Source organism: Bartonella sp. AA23NXGY, from assembly GCF_042197165.1.
Taxonomy (GTDB): domain Bacteria; phylum Pseudomonadota; class Alphaproteobacteria; order Rhizobiales; family Rhizobiaceae; genus Bartonella.
Genome location: NZ_JBHIRO010000002.1, coordinates 61,048 through 82,521, shown reverse-complemented (window position 1 = coordinate 82,521; position 21,474 = coordinate 61,048). Strand labels below are relative to the sequence as shown.

General features: G+C 36.9%; 13 protein-coding genes. 2 read left to right on the top strand and 11 right to left on the bottom strand.

Annotation, left to right across the window (positions count from 1 at the left end):
- Nucleotides 1-145: 145 nt before the first annotated feature.
- Nucleotides 146-3,622 (bottom strand): double-strand break repair helicase AddA, encoded by a 3,477-nt coding sequence (gene addA / locus ACFINY_RS01515; RefSeq protein ID WP_375611360.1) that lies wholly within the window; start codon nt 3,620-3,622, stop codon nt 146-148.
- Nucleotides 3,623-3,624: 2 nt separating this feature from the next.
- Nucleotides 3,625-6,744, bottom strand: a complete 3,120-nt coding sequence (gene addB / locus ACFINY_RS01510) for a double-strand break repair protein AddB (RefSeq protein WP_375700767.1) — start codon at nt 6,742-6,744, stop codon at nt 3,625-3,627.
- A gap of 318 nt (nt 6,745-7,062) precedes the next feature.
- Between addB and ACFINY_RS01505 the strand changes: the two genes are divergently transcribed.
- A complete protein-coding gene (locus ACFINY_RS01505; protein ID WP_375645451.1) occupies nt 7,063-7,179 on the top strand; it encodes a type II toxin-antitoxin system RelE/ParE family toxin in 117 nt (38 codons plus the stop codon).
- Nucleotides 7,180-7,721: 542 nt separating this feature from the next.
- Here the strand turns inward: ACFINY_RS01505 and ACFINY_RS01500 are convergent.
- The 3 genes from ACFINY_RS01500 to ACFINY_RS01490 form a co-directional block, all read right to left on the bottom strand.
- The gene (locus tag ACFINY_RS01500) at nt 7,722-9,296 is read right to left on the bottom strand and encodes a peptide chain release factor 3 (protein WP_375638149.1); all 1,575 of its coding nucleotides are present in this window, start codon (nt 9,294-9,296) and stop codon (nt 7,722-7,724) included.
- Complete coding sequence (locus ACFINY_RS01495) at nt 9,296-10,957, bottom strand: lysine--tRNA ligase (protein WP_375620882.1); 1,662 nt, start codon at nt 10,955-10,957, stop codon at nt 9,296-9,298. Before ACFINY_RS01495 ends, ACFINY_RS01500 begins: the two co-directional genes overlap by 1 nt.
- 373 nt (nt 10,958-11,330) lie before the next feature.
- Nucleotides 11,331-12,566, bottom strand: a complete 1,236-nt coding sequence (locus tag ACFINY_RS01490; RefSeq protein WP_375612782.1) for an argininosuccinate synthase — start codon at nt 12,564-12,566, stop codon at nt 11,331-11,333.
- A gap of 170 nt (nt 12,567-12,736) precedes the next feature.
- Between ACFINY_RS01490 and ACFINY_RS01485 the strand changes: the two genes are divergently transcribed.
- Entirely contained in the window at nt 12,737-13,378 is a 642-nt protein-coding gene (locus ACFINY_RS01485; RefSeq protein ID WP_375645381.1) for a LysE family translocator, read from the top strand.
- 787 nt (nt 13,379-14,165) lie between these two features.
- On the opposite strand, the gene rlmN is transcribed toward ACFINY_RS01485, so the two are convergent.
- The 6 genes from rlmN to lptC form a co-directional block, all read right to left on the bottom strand.
- Entirely contained in the window at nt 14,166-15,392 is a 1,227-nt protein-coding gene (gene rlmN, locus ACFINY_RS01480; RefSeq protein ID WP_375648971.1) for a 23S rRNA (adenine(2503)-C(2))-methyltransferase RlmN, read from the bottom strand.
- 41 nt (nt 15,393-15,433) lie between these two features.
- Complete coding sequence (locus ACFINY_RS01475; RefSeq protein WP_375611465.1) at nt 15,434-15,937, bottom strand: invasion associated locus B family protein; 504 nt, start codon at nt 15,935-15,937, stop codon at nt 15,434-15,436.
- A gap of 1,886 nt (nt 15,938-17,823) precedes the next feature.
- Nucleotides 17,824-18,288, bottom strand: coding sequence for a PTS IIA-like nitrogen regulatory protein PtsN (gene ptsN / locus ACFINY_RS01470; protein ID WP_375611353.1), 465 nt, complete (start codon nt 18,286-18,288; stop codon nt 17,824-17,826).
- A 913-nt stretch (nt 18,289-19,201) separates the two neighbouring features.
- Nucleotides 19,202-19,996 carry an LPS export ABC transporter ATP-binding protein gene (lptB, locus tag ACFINY_RS01465; protein WP_012754448.1) on the bottom strand — a complete coding sequence of 265 codons (795 nt, stop codon included), beginning with the start codon at nt 19,994-19,996 and terminating at the stop codon, nt 19,202-19,204.
- A 6-nt stretch (nt 19,997-20,002) separates the two neighbouring features.
- Nucleotides 20,003-20,602: an LptA/OstA family protein gene (locus ACFINY_RS01460; protein WP_375612778.1), complete on the bottom strand. Its 600-nt coding sequence runs from the start codon at nt 20,600-20,602 to the stop codon at nt 20,003-20,005.
- 76 nt (nt 20,603-20,678) lie between these two features.
- The gene (gene lptC / locus ACFINY_RS01455; protein ID WP_375648967.1) at nt 20,679-21,323 is read right to left on the bottom strand and encodes an LPS export ABC transporter periplasmic protein LptC; all 645 of its coding nucleotides are present in this window, start codon (nt 21,321-21,323) and stop codon (nt 20,679-20,681) included.
- Nucleotides 21,324-21,474: the final 151 nt, after the last annotated feature.

Genomic DNA, 21,474 nt, shown 5'->3' with positions numbered 1-21,474 from the left:
TGGTATAATAACAATTCATATCAAGTTATTGCAAAGATAAATTATTAAAGGACTTTTTTATACCAGGGATTGTGCGTTGTGTTTGTTTGAGCGATTTTATGAAAGTAAATAAAGTGTAAAAATGCTTTGCAGGGAAAAGACTAACTTATAAGGCAACTTCACTAAGAAATGCCTCAAGTTTTTCTGGAGGAAGTTTAAAAATTTTGGCTTCTTTACTGTAGATAAGCAGAGCCTGTATATCTTTATTGGGATGAATAGCTTGCAATAATTTTCGATAAAGAGCCATTTGCAACCAATGATGGGAAGCAATAGCAGCTTCATTTTCTGGCGGGGTTCCTGTTTTAAAATCTGCAAAGATAACGCTGTTTTGCGTGATGTAGAGACGGTCAATTTGACCAGAGATTGCTTGTTCTTTTCCACGAATTTTCACAATACCCATTAAGGAGACCTCAGCACGTGAATGCTCAGAGAAAAGGGGTTTGAGATAAACATGATCTAATATTTTCCAAATATGGCAAAGAGCATCTTCTCTTTGGCTCTCATGCCAATGAGAGGCTTTGATATTGAGATAGTTTCGAGCATAATCTCGACGTTTTTGTGGGGGACAATCGGGCAAATACTGTAACAATCGGTGAACGAGATTACCATATTCAATGGAAAAAGCTCTGTTTGTGTTCATGGCTCCTAAAACAGGTGAAGTGGTAAACTGTTTTGGATTTGAGAATAGCTCTGTATCAGCTTCAATGGAAAGGCTCGCCACTGACGGTTTTAACGGTTTTGGGAGCACCGGTTCTGCTGGGACTTTATGGGAGAAAAAGTCTGGTAGAGGTGGAAGTGTTTGGCACTCAACGGAAGAAATTTTTTGGTTTATAGAAGTAGAAGAAGGCGGTGTAATGCAATAACGCCAAGCTGCAATATCTTCCGCAGGACCTTTTATAGCTACCGCATGTGGTTCGAGAGCTCTCTTTACCAGTTGTAACCATGTATGAGATGGCGTTTTCGGACCTTTATACCCGCAAACAAACAAGCGATCTTCAGCGCGTGTCATTCCTACATAAAGAAGGCGCCTATACTCCTCTTCAGCACGCTCTTTTAAACGCAAAATTGCTTGTTTAGAAGGCATTGTATCGAATTCTGCATTAGGGCGCCAGATAAAAGCTTGTTGGTCACTCAAATATGCATTGTTCAAGGGAACTTCAAGCAAGTGAGGTGAATGCTGGGGATGCCAAATCGCACTACCGGGATCAACTAAAAATACAACAGCAGCCTCCAGTCCTTTTGCGGCGTGAACAGTCATGATGCGAATTTCTTCATGATTTTGGTCAAACTCACGTTTAATTTCTGGTTCACTGACACTTAATGTTTCTAAAAAAGCTTGTAATCCTGGTAATCCTGTTTTTTGAATAGTGAGCGTATAATCCATAAAAGCATCGAGCACATCATTTGCTTCAGATCCTAAACGAGACAGAATTTTTTGTCGTCCCTTATCATTGTTCAAAATATGGCTATAAAACTCGAAAACCGGTATTTTATCCACTAAAGCGCGATAATGGTTTAGCTTCTCAAAAGCATCTTTAACAGATACCTGCGATGATGTATGCGCACACAGACTTTGCCAAAGAGAGCCGGTGCGGTGTACAGCAAGCTGATAGAGTTCCTCTTCACTAAGAGCAAAAAGTGGGCTTTTTAAAACACAAGCAAGAGAAAGATCATCTTGTGGCTGCAAAACAAAACGCGCAAGCGCCATTAAATCACGGATACTAATATGTTTGGTAAGCTGTAAACGATCAGCCCCTGCTACGGGAATATTACGGTGTTTAAGAGCACGGGAAAGAGCTGAGACAAATTGATCACGTTTACGGACCAAGATCATAATATCACTTGCACGTATTAAGCGTCCTTTTGCTGGAAGCATTTCGCCTTTTTGTAACCAGTCGGCAATCGTTTCAGCAATTTTTTCTGCTAAACGGACTTCAGGTGTATCTAAATGATTAACAGTTGCATGCCAATCTTGAGGAAACTCACTCGTTTCTTTTGAAATGGCATCCCATATAATAACTTCACCCGGACTATGAACACGGATAGCTTCATGCACCGTTTTTGTATTTTCTGCCGAAAGGCCTTTATAGTTTTCTGGTGTTTCAAAAACAAGATCAACGCTTTTAAGAACATCTGCTGTAGAGCGAAAAGAATAATGCAGTTGTATTTTTTCAAATTGCTGATTTGTTTGTTGCACTTTTTTTTGAATAATTCGTCCATTTGCAGCAAAATTTTCTGGAGCAGCGCCTTGAAAAGAATAAATAGATTGCTTTTCATCTCCAACAGCAAAAAGAGTGCGTATGTTTGTTCGTTGGCTATACCCTGAAAAAAATTCCTGTGCCAACAGTTGAATAATTTGCCATTGCTCAGGGTTGGTGTCTTGTGCTTCATCAAGTAGAATATGATCAAGTCCCTGATCAAGTTTATAGTGCACCCATTGGCTTGCACCTTTGCGCTGTAACAAATGAAGTGTACGCTCAATAAGATCATCAAAGTCTAAGAAGCCATTGGACTTTTTTAGATTCTTATAAATTTTGAGATAAATAGCACAGAGCTGAAAAGCAGCCATATTGAGAGTGGCAACCTTTGCGCATTGATATTTTTCTAAAAAAACAGAAAGCTTGTTTTGTTTATCTTCAAGCATTTGTTGAATAAAAGGCCAAATTTCGTCTGATTTTTTACGAGATAAATTTGAAAAATTACGCGGCTCACCTTTGATTGTAAAATAAATATCAGAAATAATATTGAGAATATTTTTCTCATCATGCACCTTTTCTAATTGGGAAAGTTTTGCCACCATATCCTTAAAGCTTTGATTACCATTGGTTTCACAATGCTTAAGAGCATAAAGAGGAAGGCGCGCTGTTTGTTTAATTTGTTCCAGCAGATATTGATTTGTTTCATTGGGCGCTAAGTTAAAAAGCGCGCGCAATTTTTCTTCTCCATTTTCAGATAAAAGAGAAGATAAAAAATCAGACAATTTATGTTGCTTTTCAACTGCTTCATAGAGCAATTGGTTAAAAGTATGTTCGCTAATAACTTGAAGTAACTGTTGCAAAGCAGGTTGTACATCACGACGGGCTAAAAGTTCGCGACGGGATTCTTGTTGTAATTTTTTTCGACCGATATCATCGGGAAATTCAAAATGCCCTGCAATATTGGCTTCTAACATAAATTGATGTAAGAGAGCTTCACAAAAAGCATGAATCGTTTGAATTTTTAAGCCACCAGGCGTTTCGAGGGCACGCGCAAAGAGTTGTCGTGCATAAGTTAGTTTTTGCGCATTAACAGGCTTTTTTTCAAACCGTGTTAAGGTTTCTTGCAGCTGTGCATCATCGAGCTCATTCCAACTGGAAAGCGTGCGAAAAATTCGTGATTGCATAACAGCAGCAGCAGCTCTTGTATAAGTAAGGCATAAAATACGTGCTGGAGGCGTGCCGTTTAAAAGCAAACGGATAACACGTTCGCTTAAAACGTGGGTTTTTCCAGATCCAGCATTTGCAGAAACCCACACGTTTTTTTGGGGATGTGTTGCTGTTGCTTGTGCATCAAGAGCGGCTTCAGGAATAGAAAAAAACGTCATGATTACTCTTCTTTATGAAAACCACTTGACCATTCCCACAACCGAGCCAAATGGTCGTAGTCACCTTCATATCGTTTTGACATGGGGACAGCATGTGAGAGATAGCCTTGTTGTGGATTTTGATAATAAGTTATGAGTGCGATAAGATTTTCCCATGCATTGTCAGCAAGATCAACAGCACTTAGATGAGTTTTTCCGTCTTTTTTCTTTAAAAGAATTGATTGGGATTTAATTTCACCTTTTTTGTTAAGAGGAATGTAAAATAAATTTGAGGGGGTAAAATCTTGAAAATCTGGGAAGCCCCCTTGTATGAGTAAAGCTGTTTCTAAAGCCAATTGCGGAAATAATAATTCACGAACTTGTTTTGATGAAGGATGGGTTCCGGTTTTGAAATCTAGAATTTCAACCGTTTTATCTGGCAAAACATCAAGACGATCAGCACGTCCTGAAAGGGTTACTCCTGTTGTTCCTATAGGAATTTTTTGTGATACCACTTCCGAATATCGCTCTCGCAGTCCTAAATTTTGTTCCCATTGAATAAAGCGTGGAGCAAGGTTTTCAAAACTATTCCACCAAATTACTTCAATATCGGGTGGAAAATTGAATTTATCAAACTCTTTACGCCCAATAGCAAGCAGTACATTGAGTGCATTTGCAGCATTTGGATTTTTCATTTGTGTGCAAAAAGCTGCAAGAATAGCGTGATAAAGTGTTCCTCGTTCTGAAGCGCTAGGATCATGAATAAGTTCTTTAAGTGGTTTGAGCCTTAAGATTTTTTTAGCATAAATAGCATAGGGATCATATCGCAATGTTTCTATTTCAGTAACTGAAAAATGACGCGGGCGTATATCAAGAGGCGGAGCAGGGCAAGGTCGTTCCACCTCAGAAGTTATGCTTGTATGATCAAGCATCTTTGCCCAATGGCGTAGTATTTCACCTCGTTCACGGATTTGTTCCCAAACCTGTTTTCCTACAACTGTTTCCATGCGTTGTAGCCAGCGTGAAGGAATGGAAGGCGTATGATTAACGCGCAATGCGCGACTCATCACCACTTTTTCCATTCCCATCGCCCATTGAAAATCATGCGCAGAAATACCAATACGCTGCTCTGGTGGTTCCAGAGTTAACATCATTTTCATCGGTCGCGATAAAAAAGCATCATTTCGGGTTGATATCGGCCATGACCCTTCATTAAGACCGCCGATGACCACTGTATCAACCGTTTGCAAACGCGATTCCAAAGTACCCCAGATGAATAAACGTGGATGTCCTCCAGGCGAAGGTGCGACGGAACGGGTTGCTATTATGGCAGAAAACATAGCGGGCCATTCACAAAGATGAAATGTTAATCCCGATTGATCACTGACCAATTCACGCAAAAAATTTGATAGGGCTTGTCCTGCTTCGTGTTGATAAAGATGTGCAAGAGAATTATCCTCATTGCGACCAAAATTTTCAAAAACCTCAACAGTTGCTATTGCAGCCTCATTGATGGTGCATTCTTTCTCTTGTTTCATAAGAGATGTTAAAGGTTCAACAGCTTTTTTCAAAAGATGACAAAGGAGACGTGCTTCTTCACATTTCTGCTGATCAAGGGTGTTGATTTCAGAACTATTATGAAAGGATGTATCAATCCATTTTTCAAGAAATTGATCACACTCGCAAAGATTGATGCGCCCTGTATTCCCTCGAAGAACAAAAAGTTCAAAATTTTCTGCCATTTCCCGTAAACGATGACGGTTTTGTTGGAGTGTTGTAAGGGGATGTTTAAGAAGAGAAAGAAAAGCTATGGGATCATCATCTTGCAATACATTTTCTAAAATAAGTCGTAAGAGAGTTACAGGCAATGTTTGTGCAAGTGGTATTCCGCCTGAATCATTTGCTTCAATTCCAAATCGCTGTAATTCCACAGCAACACGGCGTGCTAAATTACGGTCATTTGTAATAAGGGCTGCAGTTTTTTGAGGTTCTTCAATAGCTTTGCGTAAGGTAACAGCTATCGCAAGAGCTTCTTCACGTTCATTTATAGCTTCAATAAATGACCAATCTGCACAAAGATTTTCATAATCATCACGGACAATTTGTACCCATTTGTCTGTTGTAGAAGCAGGTCGGAGTGCTTCTGATAAAAGAGCCATTCGTTTTTTCTTTGTGCTACTCTGTTGGCCAATTTCGCAAACATGATGACGTTGACACTCCATGAGAGTTAGAAGTTTTTTTAAATGATATTGAGGATGGCTAAAAACATTTTCTGCAGGATCAAAAAAATCACAAGCTGTTTTTTCTTTATTGCTTGTACTTAGTGCATTCCATTGTTCTTCATCCATATGAAGATCAAGACCAGGAAGAACAACAGCTCCTTTGGGCAGAGAAGATATAACCTTTAAAAGATGAGAAACTGCGGGCATAGAACCTGATACACCAGCAGCAATGATCGGTTTATCAGGCTGCATGCATCGCAAAGTCTCTGCATGCATTGTGAGTGCTTGATTACGCCATTCAGCGGGATTACTTCGTTGTCTTTCTTTCAAGATTTTTGGCCAATTTTGCGTAACAATAGTCAAGAAATCGAGCGTTATTTGCCACCATTCAGCGACCATATCAGGTGCAATATTTTTAAGTTCTGACCAATCTGCTCCTTCTGCTTCAATTTCATCCATCAAATGTGCTAAATCTTGCGCAAGCCAAATCGCATCAGCACTATGAGCCGGAATAAGTACATCTTCTGTACCAAACATGGCACGCAGATGCGCAGGCAAATTTTCACGCCATGGACGGATAAGGCGCGCTAAAAGTAAAAGACGTTCGCTTTCTCCAATAGGTGGATCGAGAGCGCTGGTATGATTTTCAACAAAAAGAAAACTGTCTTCATCGACATCTCCTAGAGCACGAATGGTTGGCAAAAATGTTGATTGTGTATCACTTCTTTCAACAAAGGCTAAACGCAAAGCGCGAGCAGCACGACGTGTCGGAACATAAATAAGGCTATCGGCAAGGGCTGTTTGAATATCTCCATTGGGAGCGAAATTATCAATAAGGCTACCAGAAAGTAGTGCATCAACAAAGTGAGGCAAAAAAGCAGTTCCCGGAGAAATAGAAAAGACATGCGGTTTATAGGTCATATGATCTCATATTTGGGATAACAAATTTCAGCTTATTGATTATTTGTATTATTTTGACTGTATACAATATTTATACAAGGAAAAACTGAAAAGCTATGTTTATAAAGCAGATTTTTTAGTTTAGATTTAAAAAATATCAAAATAAATCATATGTCTTAAGTCATCGCGAAAAAATATATAAAATTTTTCTGATATTTTTCAACGTAGAATTGGCTACAGTTTATTCTCTAACTCAAATAGGTAATATAAAAATAAATATTAAAGTTTTAAAAGGTTCTAGAGGTACCAGTGCGCTGTAACTCTTTTAATAATAAATAAATTTACCGTATTTTTTATACAGTTCAATCTAAAAATATCCTTTACATACTCCATCACTTTCAGAAAAAAATAGATATCATGATATTGCAAAACTTAAAAAATCAGTTTCATAAATAATATTTTAGAATCCCATAAAAAGCTTGGAAAAAAAATATTTCCACATTTCACAGCGCAAACAGATTACTTTGAGGGAGAGAGTTTTGCGAAAGTTTATCGTGCAAGCCTCTATCTTGCTAGAATTACATCCCTTATGCAAAATAGAATGCCCAAAAATATCATTATGTTGCAATTTTATATGTTTGTTTTTAAAGGGACATTTTTCATTGTACTTGATCTTACCTCGTCATGTCATCCCGTAAATAATATAAATGAATAGTATAACGTAAACTTCCGTGAATGGGATGAGATACATCACACACCACCATCATTACATCATAACGCTATAACCACCATCATCATTTTTACCCTCACCCAATATTTTGAAAGCTCTTGGCTATAGAGAAGATCTATAAGAGGTATTGTATTTCTTGCTTCAAGTGTTTTACGCAAACACCAATCCTACTTATGATTTTTAAACAAATGATTTTGATTGTTCCCATATAAAAAACGATAAATTATCATTATAAATCAAATTATTGTAGAAAAGATTTTTCTTTATTTTAAGAGCGTACTTGATAATCTTTAAAAGCAGAAAATTTTATTTTAGGCGCTCTTTCTGCCTCATAATTCAATGAAAAATGGTTCTCCGCTAAAAAAACTGGATCACCTTCTAAATCATACGCAATAGCAGAGCGGTGATTGCTGAGAAACTTTTGCAACTCATCTTTGCTCTGCGCTGAAATCCAACGGCATAAATTAAAGCGCGCAGACTCAAAATTCACTGGCAAAGAATATTCTATTTTTAATCGTTCTTTTAAGACATCAATTTGCAAAGCACCAATAACACCAATGAGAGAAGGCGACCCATCATCAGGAATAAACAATTGTACAACCCCTTCTTCAGCCATTTGTTGCAAAGCTTCTTTGAGCTTTTTTGCTTTCATTGGATCGCCTAAACAAACACGACGCAAAATCTCTGGTGCAAAATTTGGTACTCCCTTAAAGAGGATATCTTCTCCTTCAGTCAAAGTATCGCCGATACGCAATGTTCCATGATTAGGGATCCCTACGATATCACCAGCATAGGCTTGATCAGCAATTTGGCGCGAACGCGCAAAGAAAAATTGTGGAGCCGAAAGTGTCATCGGTTTTCCTGTTCGAACCAACTTTGTTTTCATACCACGTTCAAGTGTTCCAGAACATACCCGAAAAAATGCAATACGATCACGATGATTAGGGTCCATATTCGCTTGAATTTTAAAAACAAATCCCGTCATTTTAGGTTCAGTTGCTATGACATTGCGCTGATCTGCACTTTGATCACGAGGACTTTGACCAAAATCTATAAGCGCATTGATCAAATCACGAACACCAAAATTTCGCAAAGCTGAACCAAAATAAACCGGTGTCATATGACCTTCACGGAAAGCTTGAAGATCAAAATTCTTGCAAACACTTTGAGCGAGTTCTACTCCTTCAAGAAAAGTGGAACGTTGATATTGGGGAAGTAAATGGACAACCTCACTGGGATTTGAAACGATCCGCTGTGTTATCTCATCATCTTTTTGGCGAAAACGGTTATGATGAAGGTCATAGGTCCCGACAAAATCTTTACCCGACCCAATGGGCCATGTTATGGGGGCGGTATCAAGAGCAAGCTTTTCTTCAATTTCATCTAAAAGCTCTATAGGATCACGTGCCTCACGATCCATTTTATTGATAAAAGTAACAATAGGAATATCCCGCATCCGACATACTTCAAACAATTTCAGTGTTCTTGGCTCAATTCCGCGTGCCCCATCCAATACCATGATAGCACTATCAACAGCTGTGAGAGTGCGATACGTATCATCCGCAAAGTCCTCATGTCCTGGAGTATCTAGGAGATTAAAAATATGATTTTCATATTCAAACGTCATCACCGAAGTCACAACGGAAATACCACGATCACGCTCAATATTCATCCAATCAGAACGGGTTTGAATACGATCTTTTTTGGCTTTTACTTCTCCTGCAAGTTGAATAGCACCACCAAACAATAAAAGCTTTTCTGTTAATGTTGTTTTCCCCGCATCTGGGTGAGCAATAATTGCAAATGTACGGCGTCGCTTTACTTCCTGCACTCTTCGTTCCATTATTCCTCCACAGGACGTGCAAGTGTTTCAGCAATCAGTGCACGCATTTCATTAATCCCATAAAGCGCTATAAATGATCCCCATCGTGGACCTCGCTCTTGTCCAAGAAGGACTTCATACAACATTTGAAAAAAAACATTAGAAACACCAGGCCCACCTTCAGGGCTTTTTTTGCTATGATCTTGATAGCGTTCCGTTAACCTTGCAACATCAAGAAGCATATTTTGTAATATGTTGCCATCAACAGTTTCAGGTAAATGAGCTAATTTTTCATCAATTTGTGCTAATGTTGCTCGTTCGCTATCATCTGGTATACGAAATTTCTTGTTTGGTTTAACAAAAACATCAAAATATTTAATGGCAAACTTCACCAATTGATCAAGTTCTGGATAAGTTTGTGCATTTGCTTCTTTAGCGTAACGAGAAATAAAACCCCAAAGAACTTCTGCATTCTCTGCATTTGAAGCACTTACCAAATTTAAAAGCATCGCAAAGGATACAGGCAAATCAACCTGCGGTGGACAACCATTATGAATATGCCATACAGGATTACTGAGCCGTTCTTGCCATTTTTGACGACCATAAGCAGAAAGATGAGCATAATATTCATCTACAGCTTTAGGAATAACATCAAAATAAAGCCTTTTTGCTGTTTTAGGTTTTGAAAACATATAAAGCCCTAAACTCTCTGTTGGGGCATAAGTAAGCCATTCATCAATGGTTAAGCCATTTCCCTTGGATTTGGAAATTTTCTGCCCTTTCTCATCTAAAAAGAGCTCATAGTTGAATCCTTCTGGGGGGGTTCCACCTAATACTTTACAAATTTTAGAAGAAAGATTTGTGGAATCGATAAGGTCTTTTCCGGCCATTTCATAATCAATGCTAAGTGCTGTCCAACGCATTGCCCAATCTACCTTCCACTGACACTTAACTTTGCCCCCCGTAACCTCTGTTTCTATGGTTTCTCCTGTTTCAGGTTCAATATAAGTGACAGTCCCTTTTTCAACATTACGCGCAATCATCGGTACCTGTAATACTTTTCCAGAAAAGGGAGAAATCGGTAGAAAGAGTGAATAGGTCGCTTGCCGTTCTTCACCTAATGTTGGTAAAATAATTGCCATAACCTTGTCATAACAGGCAAGGATTTTCAAAAGTGTTTCATCAAAACGACCGGAATTGTAATAATCCGTAGCACTTGCAAATTCATAATCAAAACCAAAACGATCAAGGAAAGCCCGTAACCGCGCATTATTTGCCGCTCCAAAAGAAGGATAATCATCTCCAAAAGGGTCGGGTACACGGCTCAACGGTTGACCAAGATAATGTTCCATCCTCTCGCGATCAGGCACATTCTCAGGAACCTTGCGCAAACCATCCATATCATCAGAAAAACAAAGTAATTTTGTTTTTACTTTATTCTCCGTGAGAATATGAAATGCATGACGCACCATGGTTGTACGTGCAACTTCCCCAAAAGTTCCAATATGCGGTAAACCAGAAGGGCCATAACCTGTTTCAAATATCACACTGTCTGGATAACCCGTTTTTTCATACCGTTTGATAATCTTACGTGCTTCTTCAAATGGCCAAGTTCTCGATTGAGAAGCTGCATCTTTTAATTCAGGCGTAAGGTTGAGGGTATCACACTGATCACGCATCATTATTTATCCTAAAAATTACACTCTTTCAAAATAGGGTGTATGGTTCTTGAATTTATTCGTCAATAATAGCAAGCAAAAAGATGAAAATTTCTTTATACTCTTAAGTCACTATACAAAAACCGCCCTCGTTATAAATATATTTTGTTCTGATAAAAATCAAAAACATTCAATATTATAAAGCAAAATTGACCTGTTTTGATTATCGAAGCCTTCATTGCTATTATTATCATGGGTTTTGCTTATTATATTTATTAGCGCAGAAGATAAGCTTCTAGTATTGAACGAAAGAACGGTAAAAACCAACAGAAAAATGCTTAAACTAGGCATTTCATACAAAAGCACTAATCCATATTACACTTGTCACCGTAATTTTCTATTTCTTTTCTTTATCACCTTGATGACGCATTGCTAATGTACGCAAACGTAGAGCATTTAATTTAATAAAACCAGTTGCATCTCTTTGATCATAAACACCTTGATCATCCTCGAAAGTTACTAACTCACTGGAATAAAGTGATTTTTTACTTTGGCGCCCTTCAATAATTACATTCCCCTTATAAAGCTTTAACGTGACTTCACCTTCAACATGTTCTTGAGATAAATCAATAGCTGCCTGCAACATCTTACGTTCCGGCGAAAACCAAAATCCATAATAAATGAGTTCTGCATAACGTGGCATCAATTCATCTTTTAAATGAGCTGCGCCACGATCTAACGTTAAAGATTCTATAGCTCTGTGAGCCGTCAAAAGAATGGTTCCACCTGGTGTTTCATAAATACCCCGTGATTTCATACCCACAAAGCGATTTTCTACCAAATCTAACCGACCAATACCATTATCGCGCCCATAATGATTTAACTCTGCAAGTAAAGTTGCAGGTGATAAATTTTTTCCATTGATTGAAACAGCATCGCCTTTTTTAAAGCCAAGAGTAATTCTGGTTGCTTGATCTGGAGCATCTTCCGGCGAAAGAGTACGCATATGGACATATTCAGGAGCAGGAAGTGCTGGATCTTCTAAAATCTTTCCTTCTGATGAAGAATGCAATAAATTTGCATCCACTGAAAAAGGCGCTTCACCTTGCTTATCCTTTTCTACAGGAATTTGATGAATACGAGCAAATTCAAAGAGATCTGTCCGACTCTTAAAATCCCAATCACGCCATGGAGCAATAATCTTTATATCAGGATTAAGCGCATAAGCGGAAAGCTCAAAGCGTACCTGATCATTGCCTTTTCCTGTTGCTCCATGAGCAATGGCATCTGCCCCTGTTTCCTCAGCAATTTCAATAAGGCGTTTTGAAATAAGTGGACGTGCAATTGATGTTCCTAAAAGATAAGTCCCCTCATAAACGGTATTGGCTCGAAACATCGGAAACACAAAATCACGCACAAATTCTTCGCGCAAATCTTCAATGTAGATCTCTTTAACACCTAGCATTTCAGCTTTACGACGAGCAAGTTCTAGCTCTTCCCCCTGCCCCAAATCTGCTGTAAAAGTTACAACTTCAACACCTAGCGCACTTTGCAACCATTTAAGAATAATTGACGTATCCAATCCACCTGAATAAGCCAAAACAACTTTTCTAATATTTTGCCACTTTTTCATTTTAACGTTCTATATGAGCTACTTTTTTATTTCTACCCAAAAATCAAAACGATGCAAGAAATATAAAAATAAATTCTTTTTAAGCAACATTAAAAAGACGCAAAAAGCGTAAATAAAGGTGCCTCAAAGTATAAATAGTGAACACTGCTTAAAAATAAAAGGAGATTTACGTGTCATTTCTACCGGAGTGGTCTATTGTTGTACAATTTGCTTTAGCATCGTTGATTTTAGCACTTATTCCAGGACCAGATATGATGCTTTCTGTAGGACGAACCATTACACAAAGCAAAAAAGCTGGAATTATGTGCGCCTTGGGTAGTGCAACAGGGTTTGCCATTCAGGTTACCGCTGTAGCACTTGGCTTATCAGCGCTTATTTTTGCTGCACCACATACTTTTGTTCTTCTGAAAATTGTTGGCGCCTTTTATCTTTTATGGTTTTCCTTTCAAGCTTTACGGAGAAACCCCACTTTTTCCTTTGAACAGACATCTTCTAAATCTCAAAGCGCTAAACGTAACTATCTTGCTGGTATTGGGATTAATCTTCTCAATCCTAAAGTTATACTCTTTAACGCGACATTCTTACCACAATTTATCAATGCGAATGATCCTATGGCAACACAAAAATTGCTCTTTTTAGGACTCTCTTATATCCCTATTTCTTTCCCCATTACAATTGCAATCGTTTTTACAGCGCATAAACTTACCAAAACTCTCAAAAAGAACCCTCTTTATATTCGCTTTCTCGACTGGCTTATTGCTGGTACTTTTACCAGCTTTGCCCTCCATCTCCTTATCATTACAAAACATTGATTTATAAGTGTAATGTATCGCTTTTAATTTAAATAACAAAACAAATATTATAAGATTTTTTCATTTCAAACCTGTTTATTTTGAATAAAACAATACCTTTACTTTGTACATCACAAGAGAAGCTGGAGTTTTCGTATGGATAAAAACTATCTAAGAAAAGAATAAAAACACCTCTTATAAACCATCTCAAGTACTAAAAGCTGTTACAACATTGGGAGCTGAAAAATAGAATGGTGGTACCAATTTACACCTTTATTAAACATAAAGGTGTAGGAGTACAATACATTTACAGAAGCTTTTTGTTATACTCCTCAAGCATTATCGTGATATGAAGAGTGCACTAAGGGATACTTAAAAAACATATCAATGGATAACTCAATGGTATTTATATTTTAGATCCTCTGTTTTGCTTGTGAAGCGTGATCTTATTTAAGAAAATAATAAACAAAAGCATGAGGCACTGCACAATCTCCACTTTTTAAAAGATATTACCGTAGATGCTTTTAAAAGACATAAAACCGAATTAACGAGTATGATAATAAGGTAGAAATTAGTTATAATCCTTAAGACCTCATATTCCCTCTAAATTAGGTTTCCTTCTTATTTCAGAGATTATGTAAACAGACTATAGACAATCTCTTACCCCATTTAGCATATAAACGCTGAAACTGTTCGTCTAGCACTTATCCATCTTAATCTCTGTCTCACATATGCCATCGCATGAAGTTTGGATATTAAATTACAAACAAAAAAGTATAGGCCTCGATATCGCTGAAAATTGCGTTACCTAATGACCAATGGCATTTTCAAGTCGTAAACGTTCAGATTTACGTAAGCGCTCTGAAGCTGATTTAAGCTGTCCACATGCAGCTAAAATATCGCGTCCACGCGGTATCCGAATAGGAGAAGCATAGCCCGCTTGATTAACGACATCAGCAAAACGCTCGATTTGCTCCCAATCAGAACATTGATAATTACTCCCTAGCCACGGATTAAAAGGGATTAAATTAATCTTAGCAGGAATCCCTTTCAATAACTGAATCAATCGCTTAGCATCATCTAAACTATCATTGATATCTTTCAGCATAACATATTCAAATGTGATTCGTTTTGCATTGGAAAGACCAGGATAATTACGGCAAGCCTCTATTAGTAAAGCAAGCGGATATTTTTTATTAATGGGAACAAGCATATCCCTTAGTGTATCGTGTACTGCGTGGAGTGAAATTGCTAACATAACACCAATTTCTTCTCCAGTTCGGATAATTCCAGGAACAACTCCACTAGTTGAAAGCGTAATTCGACGTTTTGATAAAGAAAGTCCATCGCCATCAGAGGCAATCAATAAAGCTTTTTTAACAGCTTCAAAATTATAAAGAGGTTCTCCCATTCCCATCATAACAATATTGGTAATTTTTCGTCCTTCAATGGGAACAATTGCTCCATCAGGGGTATTCTTATCAGGAAAATCACCCAAACAATCACGTGCAACCAATAATTGTGCCAAAATTTCTTCTGCGGTCAGATTACGAACAAGTATCTGCGTTCCCGTATGACAAAAAGAGCAGGTTAACGTACACCCTACTTGCGATGAAAGACATAAAGTACCACGTCCTTCTTCAGGGATATAAACCGTTTCAATTTCAACAGGCCTTCCAGCTCCACGTGCAGGAAAACGTAAGAGCCATTTACGCGTACCATCTTTTGATATTTGTTCTCCAACAATTTCTGGGCGCGCAATGGAGAAATGACACTTAAGTGTTTCTTGCATTGCTTTAGAAATATTCAGCATCTCATCAAAATTTGAAACACCACGCACATAAAGCCAATGCCAAAGCTGACGCACACGCATACGCGTTTGATGCTCTGGTACACCAACTGTCTTTAAAGCTTGCATCATTTCATCTTGCGACAAACCAATTAAAGAGAGCTTAGAACTCTCCTTCACGACCACATTATCTGTTTTTCGTGCAAAACATGAACTAACTGGTCTAAGGTCATAGGAAATGGCCATTGCTTTCCAATTCACATCACTATTTTAGAGTTATCGAAACCTTAATGGCACTTTTGAGCTGCATTTAATGCAGCAGTGACCCCTTTTAAGGAATAAGTATAAGTGGTATGCGTTCCTCGTTTTGATATCGCTTGCACTGTCATATTGCTTCCAGCACGCATAGCAGAAACAAGCTGCTTTTCTAGCTCTGATGACGCCAGCCAAGCTGAGGAATCTTTCGTGAAAAAATCAAAGTCCTTACCTCCAATGGTCACTGTCACTCTCGACCCTTCTTGAAGGGTATAACCAGCCATAAACTGCGGTTCAAACGAAATAGGTGAATGAGAACGCTTGGTAACCAAGAAAAAGTTATCACCATGATTAACTGTCGTTGGAAGAGCCTTCAAAGGTACCGATAACACATAGCAAATCGTATTTTTGGGCGATTTATAAGAATAGGCTCCCCACGCTTCAAATTGATTTAAACGGCTTGGCGTTTGTGCATATGCCACTCCCGCTGTAACAAGAACCATTACAGATGCAGCAATAACAGTCTTTTCAAACATCTTCATTTAGCTCACTTCTTTAGTCTCTAACAAGATTTTCTTCATTGGAAAAATTCAACAAAAACTCCTCGATATTCATGTGTTATTGTCCTAATTCCTTCAATAAGCGAAATATTTTCACACTAATCAAAATAGATTTCTACGTTTCATTGTGACCTTTTAATCGTTACCAAAACATAAACTTCTTATTCAATAACCACATTAAAAAATAATATCTTCATTTTGCGCTACTTATTTCGTTTTTGTATAAAAAACGATTTCTTTAAGCTATAGAACTTCAAAACGAGATGAAAATATACCATCACTCTGTTAAGAAATAAACCATACTCTTTATATCACAAGCAATCTGATGCAAAATTTTGAAAATACACCCCAGACTCCCCGCAAAAAAGCTTAATCGCCTTACGAATATCACTTCTCGACTTTATGCATTCAATACATTTATGTTCGCAGAATACTCCATCTTTTACTCATTATAGTGCATTCATATTTCGTATTCAATATCGTCCCGATAACACTTTTTCTCAATCTTCAAAAGACCTTGTAAAAATAATAAAATATTATCAAGATATTAATAATAAAACATAAAGAATTTAGATTCTATCTCAATAATCACATACAATTTTGTTTCTTTTGATCTTATTTCCCTATATATTTCATCTCCAATTATTAATTTCTAAAATGATTTTAGTAGCTTATAATAGCTTAATCGTATTATTTTAATGTATTAGACGATATTTTTCTTTCTGTTATAAAAAACTTCTTAAGAATTCTTTGGGAAAGTCTCCTTATCTTATTTCTAAGTAATTTATAAAAAGAAATATAAAACTTTTTTCTATAGCAGTTCTAACATTACCGTTTTTTAAGAAATATTTTAATCAATTAAAGACACTTAAATAAATCTTCCTATGCATAAAAACTCTTTCACCCAACCTAAAGGTATAATTTTCATTCTTACCGTACAAAATTGTTCTTTAGCATGAGCTCTATACAACAGCAGACATCTAAATCATATCTATAAAATAGTTGATCTCTCCACTTGTGAAGAAGAAAGCTGGCACCATAACACTATTTTCCAGCTCCCAATGTTTTGCTACAACTCTCGATACTTGAGACGATTCATAGGAAGCATTTTTACCCCTTTCTTGTACAGTTTTTATCCACACGCTAATTCCGTTTACAACGTGCAAGGAAATGGTTTTGATTGATTCAACATAAGCAAGTTTGGAATGAGAGAATTTTACAATATTCGGATCTCTCATCTAACATGCGAAATAGTGAATTATATTTAAAATCAATATCTTGCTATACTGAAGATACAATATATCTCTTATTTCTTCTTGAGCATTAAAATATTATCCCTAAACACTCAAACTCAACTTACAAAAAAATTCAATGCACAAATAAACTTTTCTGTTGATTTCTTTCCCGCTTTCAAAGGACGAAGATTCTTAATCCAATCTGGACTGAAAAAGTTTGGATTCTTGTCGAGCAATCTCCTCTTTTCTTCCCACTCATGTGATTCACTTAACTAAAGGCTCTACAGACAAGTCCTGTTTAAAAATATTTACCACGCACTCTAAAAGCACTTAATATATTAAGAAGACTTACAGAATTTATCTCACCATATCTCAAATGATAGTGTTTTTACAGTATAACAGGATAAAAGAATCCACGAACATAATAATTAGATGCTTTAATATACGAGAACAAGAAAGGAAAAGCCCTTCGTTTTTGTTGGTTGCTCTTTAAAAAGAAGGTTCAATTAGAAGTAATTTTCTTAAATCTCATGACATAACCTTTTGTTATTAGTCTTAAGATGCAAATTATATTATTTCCTACGCTCTGTAGTGCATACCTCGCAATTTATACGCTCATAATAACTTTTAAGCTGCATTTGATTCTGAAGTTTGAATCAATAAAGCATAAAGCGCATTGGCATTATGCGTACTGCGCAACTTTTGTACAACATCAGTGTGACGCAAAACACGTGCGATCTGTGATAAAGCTTTTAAGTGATCTGCACCAGCATTTTCAGGTGCTAAAAGGAGAAAAACGAGATCTATAGGTTCGTCGTCAAGAGCTTCAAAATCAACAGGACTTTCAAGACGTGCAAATATACCAATGATCCGATTAATATCAGGTAATTTTCCATGAGGAATCGCAATACCTCCACCCAAACCCGTTGAACCAAGCTTCTCGCGTTGTAAAACAACATCAAAAATCACATGCTCACTAAGACCTGTTAGCTTGGAAGCTTTTTCGGCTAAAATTTGCAGAACCTGTTTTTTCGAATTAGCCTTAAGAGCCGGAATGATCGCTTCCGGTGCTATTAACTCACTCAAATTCATACTTTAATTTTCCTCTTACACGCTAAAATGCTCATCAATAAACCTATAAACGCTATAGATACTTAATGTTCTTTCACTTTTCGCAACATCGCATGTGTTTTTACTTTTCAATTTATAATAGGTGATGGCTCAATACATCTCATATCACTTCTAAAACAATAATAAATAGTATTCGGATCATCATTAACGGCATGAGAAACCAAGGAAATGAAGTTGTTCATAAAGTTAATTTCCTTACGACTCTAGAAAAGGCCATTATTCATAAATTTATTAAACTTGTCATAAGAGTTTGATGTATAATCCGCCATCAAAGTTTTTCTTTCTTTAAAAATGAGCCCTTAAATTAAGATGAAAAGCATACTGAGCAAAATGGACCTTTACTTTGAAAATTACTGTATAGCTTGAACATCGACTTATAACAAGAATATAAAGATTTTTAGAAATTTAATGATTATTTTAAAAGATTTATAGATTTAGCCTGATATCTGTAGCCAAGCTCCTATTTTCAAATAGGCGATATAAACCAATAAAATACGACAACTCCTATTGAATAACCGCAATATATAAACCGGTGCTCCCATTAAAATACCTAAAACAGCATCATCGATATATTTTTTGATTCGACAGAGAAAAATATGATAAATATCTCTTACCTTTCAATAACACACGCATTTATTGAGAGCTTCGTTTATCACTCATTATCACGTTAATCTAGTGATATCTTTATCTATGATACAATTATGAGTAAGCTAAACTTATAAAACAACAAACTAACCTCTAATGATGAAGCCTTTTTCACCACTCAATAACAACATTAAGGTTATAGTCATAAAAGAAGTTTTGGCATAAATAAGGAAATTTTCAGTAATAATGTTTGGTTAAACTTAAATGGAAACTCGTGAAAGCTGTAAAATCAAAGAGAAAACTGATTTCCCAAATAAATTCTGCGTACATCAACGTTGTTGATAATATCGTTAGGACAACCGTGAACTAACACCCGCCCTGTATGAATAATATAAGCGCGATCGACAAGCCCTAATGTCTCACGCACATTATGATCCGTTATTAAAACACCAATGCCACGCCTCGTTAAATGACGAATAAGTTGTTGAATATCGAAAATAGCGATAGGATCAATTCCTGCAAATGGTTCATCAAGTAACATAAAATGGGGACGAGAAGCTAAAGCGCGCGCAATTTCAAGTCGCCGACGTTCACCTCCAGATAACGAAAGTGCAGACATTTTACGTAAATGATCAATTTTAAATTCATGTAAAAGGCTATCTAACTCTTCACGTTGTTTAAGGCGATCTTTTTCAACGACCTCTAAAACAGCTTTAATGTTATTTTCTACTGAAAGACCACGAAAAATAGACGCTTCCTGTGGAAGATATCCAATACCTAAACGCGCACGTCGATACATCGGAAGATGCGTAATATCAAATCCATCAATTTTAATGGATCCTCCATCAGATTTTATAAGCCCTGTCACCATATAAAAACAAGTTGTTTTACCTGCCCCATTGGGCCCTAAAATGCCAACGGCTTCTCCCGTACGAATGCCAAAAGAAACACCATTAACAGTTCGTCTTCCTCGATAAACTTTAATCAAATTACTGGCAATCAAGGTCCCTTTTAAGGGATTTTTTGAAGCTTCACTTTCAAGATTATACCTATCGGTCTGTTTTTTTCTTTTGATTCCAAACATGAAATCTTAATGGCCATTCTTTTGATTTTGTTTTAAAATAATAGAAACACGACCTTTTTTCTTAGGCGTCTCACAACCTTCTAAAAAAGCCTTTCCGCTTTCCATATTTGCCGTTAGTTTGCACCCCGTTGCCACATTGTCACCATCAGTTAACACAACATGATTCCCTGTCAAACTCATCATTTTTGACTTTCCATCAAAAACGCCTTTATCACCCGTAGCAACTTGAGTAGCAATTTTTATATAAACTTTTCCCAAAGCTTCCATTTTTTGTATACTCGACGAACCAAATAAAGAAACAGATGATGCCTTTGTATCTTCCTTGTTTTTATCAATTTCTTTATATGCTTTATCGTAGTAAACAACTAATTCTGCCGTTTTTAAAAGACGTTCACCTTGTACCACTGAAACATCACCCTTAAAAAGCGCTATCCCTTCTTTATCACGTATTTCCAAAGAATCTGCATGAAGTTCTACCGGTTCTTTATCGCTTGATAGACTTATTCCAAAATGGGCCACTTCAGCATATCCTAAAACTGCTCCTTCTCCTAACATTCCCATGCTAAAAGCCAACATCACACCTATCCATCTTTTGTACGATTTCATTATTTCAATTCTTTTGTTTGTATATACACATACTTCTCTTTATAAATATCCTTTAAAGATTTGTATTGATATTGCGTTATTGCTTTTGAAGCACTAAATGCACACCACCATGGAAATACATGTTTTTTCCTTTTTCTCGAATTTGTAAGGCGTTTGCGGCAAGATGAAAACCGGCTTGCTGAATATTAACACGTTGATCTGTTTTTAACTGTCCCTCGGATAAGTTAATACTAGCTGACATAAATTGTACCATCATCCCATCATTCGTCATAATGGTGAATGGCTTGTCCAACTGTAAAAAACCATTAATGTTATCGTAAACCCCCCCTTGTGCTGCGAGAAAAATCTGTCTTTGTTGGCCCATAAATGCTCTAGCTGTAATGTTTTGCAACCCAATCATTCCAGCGTGGGTATGATCTTGAAATGCCTTTTCTGCTTTAAGCCAATAAGGTTCATGAGCACGCGTATACCCTTCTAATTTTGGATTGAGCATCGTCAAATTCATCACGCCACTTTCTCCATTATTCAAAGGCATAGAATCAGAAGTAACGGGAACCAAGAAAAACGTAAACCAGCAAAAAACCAGCGCTGAAATCAACGCTAAGATAGGTAAAAAAATTTTTAATATGCTAATGCGACGCGAATGACGGGATGCTTTTTTTAAAACATCTCCAAAAGATGATTGCGTTGAAAAGGCTTTATAATGATTGTGTACGGACATACTCTCCTGATCTCTTAAATCCTCCGCATTTTTAATCTGTATACCCTTTATAGAAGGTATTTTCAAATTTTGTTTCTTGCAATTTGTTTTTTCTTGATTTTATTTTGCTTTTATCCGTTTATATATTGTAATATGCATGGAGTGCACAATT